This is a genomic window from Kitasatospora sp. MBT63 (assembly GCF_000710465.2).
Taxonomy (GTDB): Bacteria; Actinomycetota; Actinomycetes; order Streptomycetales; family Streptomycetaceae; genus Kitasatospora.
Window position 1 is genome coordinate 1 of the sequence record NZ_JAIZ01000592.1, and the last position, 5,196, is coordinate 5,196.

The following is a 5,196-nucleotide window of genomic DNA, read 5'->3' on the forward strand; positions in this document are numbered from 1 at the left end:
AGCCGGCGACGGGTCAGCGCGGGCGCGGCGCCGGGGCGGCCGGCCGGTCCGTCGGCGGCCGGGCCGGCCGCGGGGGCGGTGTCCATCGGGGCCTCCAAGCCGGGAGGACCGGGACGGGGACGGTGGCGCGGGCGGGATCGCGCCCGCCGTTCCGGTCGCGGACGACGGTAAGCGCCTTCCCTCCGCGCGTCAAAGGCCCTCGCGGCCCGTCGTCCTCGCCGCCCGTTCCGGCGGCGGCCCGGCCGACATGGCGGCGGATATGACCCCGGCTCAGCGCCGCACCGGGCTATGGTTCGCGCAGGGGTCGAGGGCAGCCGCCCACCGACCGGGAGGCCCTTCGCGGGAACGGCACTGGGGAGCATCGATGAGGTTCGGAGTAATCGGCACGGGCACCGTGGGCCGGACGCTGGCGGCGAAGCTGGTCTCGCTCGGCCACCAGGTCACGATCGGCTCCCGGACCAAGGACAACGCCGCCGCCAACGAGTGGGCCGACCGCTCCGGGCCGTACGGACACGCCGGGACCTTCGCCGAGGCGGCCGACTTCGGCGAGGTGGTGATCAATGCGACCGCGGGCACGGTCGCGCTCTCGGCGCTGCGGCTGGCCGGCGCCGGACCGCTGGCCGGCAAGGTGCTGATCGACGTCTCCAACCCGCTGGTCTTCTCCGCCACCGGCGAGGTCAGCCTGGACCCGGTCAACACCGACAGCGTCGCCGAGCAGATCCAGCGGGAGTTCCCGGACGCCCGGGTGGTCAAGGCGCTCAACACGGTCAACGCCGACGTGATGGTCGACCCGGCCCGGCTGCCCGGTACCCACAACCTGTTCATCGCCGGGGAGGACCCCGAGGCCAAGGCCGTGGTACGGGCCCTGCTGGTGGAGTTCGGCTGGCCGAGCGCCGCCGTCCTCGACCTCGGCGGCATCACGGCGGCCCGCGGCCTGGAGATGCTGATGCCGTTCTGGCTCGACCTGATGCGGCACTTCGGGCACGTCGACTTCAACTACTCGATCACCACCGCCGACTGACCGCCGCCACCCGCCACCGCGACCGACCACCCACGGGGACACCGATGACCGATCAGAGCCCACCGCCCTTCGAACCGCTCGACGAGGACTGGCGGACCGCCCTCGCGGTGGTCGCCCACCCCGACGACATGGAGTACGGCGCCGCCGCGGCCGTCGCCCGGTGGACCTCCCAGGGCAAGCGGGTGGTCTACGTGATGGTGACCAGCGGCGAGGCGGGCATCGACTCGATGGACCCCCAGGAGTGCCGCACCGTACGGGAGCAGGAGCAGATCGCCTCCGCCGCCCTGGTTGGCGTCGACACCGTCGAGTTCCTCGGGTACCCGGACGGCACGGTCGAGTACGGGCTGCCGCTGCGCCGGGACATCGCCCGCGCGGTCCGCCGGCACCGGCCGGAGATCGTGATTACCACCAACTTCCGGGACACCTACTTCGGCTCGTTCCCCAACCAGGCGGACCACATCGCCACCGGCCGGGCCACCCTGGACGCTGCCCGGGACGCCGGGAACCGCTGGGTGTTCCGCGAGCTGACCGCCGAGGGCCACCAGCCCTGGGACGGCGTCCGCCAGGTCTGGGCGGCCGCCTCGCCGCAGGCCCGGCACGCGGTGGACACCAGCGAGCACTTCGACCGCGGGGTGGCCTCGCTGGAGGCGCACGGGGCGTACCTGGCCGGGCTCGGCGGGGCGATGGCCGACGCGCGCGGCTTCCTGGACGGGATCGGCCGGGCCACGGGGGAGCGGCTCGGGGTGCGCTACGCGTCGTCCTTCGAGGTGGTACCGCTGCGCGGCTGAGCGGCGCCGGGCCGGCGGGACCGGGCGCCGGACCCGGCCCGCCCGCGCCGCAGCAGCCACCGGACCGGCAGCGCGAGCACCAGCAGACCGAGCGCGGCCAGCAGGTAGACCTGGTAGCGCACGGCCCGGTCGTACAGCGCGGCGATGTTGTCGCCCGCCAGGTAGCCGGCGCCCGCCCACACGCCGACCCACAGCACGGCGCCCGCGACGTTGGCGGCGAGGAAGCGGTGCCAGGGCATCCGCGCGGCGCCCGCCACGATGCCGTTGGCCTGCCGCAGCCCGTCCACGAACCGGGCGACCAGCACCACCTGGCTGCCGCGCCGTTCGAAGAAGTGCTCGGCGCGGGCCATCCGCGCGGGGGTGAGCCGCAGGTAGCGGCCCCAGCGCCCGACGAAGGCGGGGCCGCCGCGGCGGCCGATCAGGTAGCCGAGGCAGTCCCCGGCGACGGCCGCCAGGACGGCGATCACCGCCACGGCGGCGATGGAGAGGCGGCCGGTGCCGGCGTAGACCGCGGCCAGCACCAGGATGGTCTGGCCCGGGACGGGCACGGCGCAGTTGTCCAGGAACACCAAGAGGCCCACCGCCGGATAACCGTAGTCGTCCAGCAGCGGGGCCAGTTGGGCCAGCGGGCCGGGCAGGGAGGCGGTCATGGTCGACGGCTCCCGGCCGGCGCCGGCCGGGCGGGGACTACCGGTGTTCCAGGTGCGGTTCGATGCTGGTGTCGGGCCCGGGGTAGATCAGACCCTCGTGGCCGTCCTCGAACTGGACCAGGTACGGCGGGGCACCGTCGGCCCCCCGGACTTCGATGATTTCGCCTTGCCGGTCCTCCATGCCCACTGACCTGCTGTGGATGTGGAGCCGGTCGCCAACCATGGCCTGCATGCTGTGCTCCTGCTCTGCTCCGGGAAGTCGGACGGACTGGTGTCTTCCACTGTGCTGCGCCCGGCTGCCCGGCGCAATGGCGTGCCCCTCCGGCGTGGCGCGGGGATCGGGCCGTGCGGTGCGGCGGGGTCTGACGCGCGCGTCGACTTCCGGGTGTGCGCTGAATCTTGCAGACAGTCGTCCTGTTTTTGCGCACGTGTATGGACTTCCTGCATCGGCGGCTCGTAGTCTCGGCAGGCCCGGGCGGCCACGGCCGCCACCGGGTGCACCCACCCCGAGCTCTCCCCCACCGAGCCGCAAGGATGTGCAGCCGCAGATGCAGCCACCACCCCGAACCCGCGGATCCCGTACCGTCGCGGCGCTCACCGCGACCGCGCTGGGCGCCGCCGGACTGCTGACCGCCGTACTGGCCAACGCCGGGGCGGCGCACGCCGCCGGCGTTCCCGCGCTGTCGCCGCTCGCCGTGCCCGGTCGTGGCGCCACGGTCCCGTTCGTCGAGCAGGAGGCCGAGTACGCGGCCACCAACGGCACCGTCATCGGCCCCGACCGGCTCTACGGGCACCTGCCCTCGGAGGCCTCCGGGCGGCAGGCCGTCACGCTGAACGCGCCCGGCCAGTACGTGGAGTTCACGTTGTCCGCGGCGGCCAACTCCATCGACTTCCGCTACAGCCTGCCGGATACCGCGGACGGCAAGGGGCGGGACGCCTCGCTCGACCTGCTGGTCAACGGCAGCAGGCTGAAGAGCGTCGACGTGACGTCCAAGTACAGCTGGTACTACGGTGGTTACCCGTTCAACAACAACCCGGGCGACACCAACCCGCACCACTTCTACGACGAGACCCGCACCCTGCTGGGCACGACCTACCCCGCCGGGACGAAGATCCGCCTCCAGGTGGCGTCCACCGCGCAGTCGCCGAGCTTCACCGTCGACCTGGCCGACTTCGAGAACGTGGCCGCGCCGATCGCCAGGCCCGCCGGGGCGCTCGACGTGGTCGCCGACTTCGGCGCCGACCCGACCGGCGCCACCGACTCCACCGCGAAGTTCCAGGCGGCGGTCGACGCCGGTCGGGCGCAGGGCAAGCCGGTCTACATCCCGCAGGGCAGCTTCACCCTCTACGACCACGTGATCGTGGACGGCGTGACGCTCACCGGCGCCGGCCCCTGGTACAGCGTGCTCGGCGGCCGGGACCCGGTGAACCGCTCGCACGCGGCCGGGATCTACGGCAAGTACGTGAACAGCGGCGGCCCGAGCCGGGGCGTCACGCTGAAGAACTTCGCGATCATCGGCGACATCCGCGAGCGGGTCGACGAGGACCAGGTCAACGCCATCGGCGGCGCGATGTCCAACTCGGTGATCGACAACCTCTGGCTCCAGCACACCAAGGTCGGCGCCTGGATGGACGGCCCGATGGACCAGCTCACCATCAGGAACAGCCGGATCCTGGACCAGACCGCCGACGGCGTGAACTTCCACACCGGCGTCACCAACTCGACCGTCACCAACACCTTCGTGCGCAACACCGGCGACGACGGCCTGGCCTCCTGGCCGCAGGACAAGCCGAACGTCAACGACAGCTTCACCCACAACACCGTGGTGCTGCCGATCCTGGCGAACAACATCGTCACCTACGGCGGCAAGGACTTCACCATCTCGGACAACGTCATGTCCGACACCATCACCAACGGCGGCGGCCTGCACATCGCCAACCGCTACCCCGGGGTGAACTCCGGCAGCGGCACCGCCGTCGCGGGCACCATCACCGCCGCCCGCAACACCCTGATCCGCACCGGCAACAGCGACTTCAACTGGAACTTCGGGGTCGGTGCCGTCTGGTTCAGCGGCCTCAACGAGCCGATCTCCGGCGCCACCGTCAACATCACCGACACCGACATCCTGGACAGCTCCTACGAGGCGATCCAGACCATCGAAGGCGCCGCCAACGGCATCAACTTCACCAACGTCACCATCAACGGCGCCGGGACCTACGCCGTCCAGGCCCAGGCCAACGCCACCATGCGGTTCACCAACGTGACCGCGAAGAACATCGCCCAGGCCGCCACCCCGGTCCACAACTGCGTCGGCACCGGCTTCGCGATCACCGACGGCGGCGGCAACTCCGGCTGGAACACCGGTTCCACCTGCACCGGCACCTGGCCCGCACCGGTCTGGACGTACGACGGCGTGCCGGGCGGCGGCCAGGGGACCTCCTCGCCCAGCCCGTCCCCGTCCAACTCCCCGTCGCCGTCACCGTCCTCCTCACCCTCGACGCCGCCGGCCTGCCCGACCACGGGCAACCTGGCGCAGGGCCGCCCGGCGACCGCGTCCAGTTCCACGCAGACCTACGGCGCGGGCAACGTGGTGGACGGCAACGCGGACTCGTACTGGGAGAGCGCCAACAACGCCTTCCCGCAGTGGGTCCAGGTCGACCTCGGCTGCCTGCAGAACCTGAGCTCGGTGACACTGAAGCTGCCGCCGGCCGCGGCCTGGGGTGCGCGCAGCGAGAC

General features: G+C 72.4%; 5 protein-coding genes. 3 read left to right on the forward strand and 2 right to left on the reverse strand.

Features of this window, described 5'->3' with window-relative positions; genetic code table 11:
• The first annotated feature begins 364 nt into the window (after positions 1-364).
• Both AA75_RS31425 and AA75_RS31430 read left to right on the forward strand, forming a co-directional pair.
• Positions 365-1,021, forward strand: coding sequence for an NADPH-dependent F420 reductase (locus AA75_RS31425; RefSeq protein ID WP_033823724.1), 657 nt, complete (start codon positions 365-367; stop codon positions 1,019-1,021).
• Positions 1,022-1,065: 44 nt separating this feature from the next.
• Positions 1,066-1,809, forward strand: a complete 744-nt coding sequence (locus tag AA75_RS31430; protein WP_033823725.1) for a PIG-L deacetylase family protein — start codon at positions 1,066-1,068, stop codon at positions 1,807-1,809.
• Here AA75_RS31430 and AA75_RS31435 read toward each other — a convergent pair.
• Together AA75_RS31435 and AA75_RS31440 are read right to left on the reverse strand one after the other, a co-directional pair.
• Positions 1,770-2,459 (reverse strand): DedA family protein, encoded by a 690-nt coding sequence (locus tag AA75_RS31435; protein ID WP_051813845.1) that lies wholly within the window; start codon positions 2,457-2,459, stop codon positions 1,770-1,772. The two genes, AA75_RS31430 and AA75_RS31435, sit on opposite strands and share 40 nt — an antisense overlap.
• Positions 2,460-2,496: 37 nt before the next feature.
• Complete coding sequence (locus AA75_RS31440) at positions 2,497-2,691, reverse strand: DUF1918 domain-containing protein (protein WP_033823726.1); 195 nt, start codon at positions 2,689-2,691, stop codon at positions 2,497-2,499.
• A 316-nt stretch (positions 2,692-3,007) separates the two neighbouring features.
• Between AA75_RS31440 and AA75_RS31445 the strand changes: the two genes are divergently transcribed.
• A partial coding sequence (locus tag AA75_RS31445; protein WP_033823729.1) for a glycosyl hydrolase family 28-related protein occupies positions 3,008-5,196 on the forward strand: 2,189 nt, incomplete at its 3' end.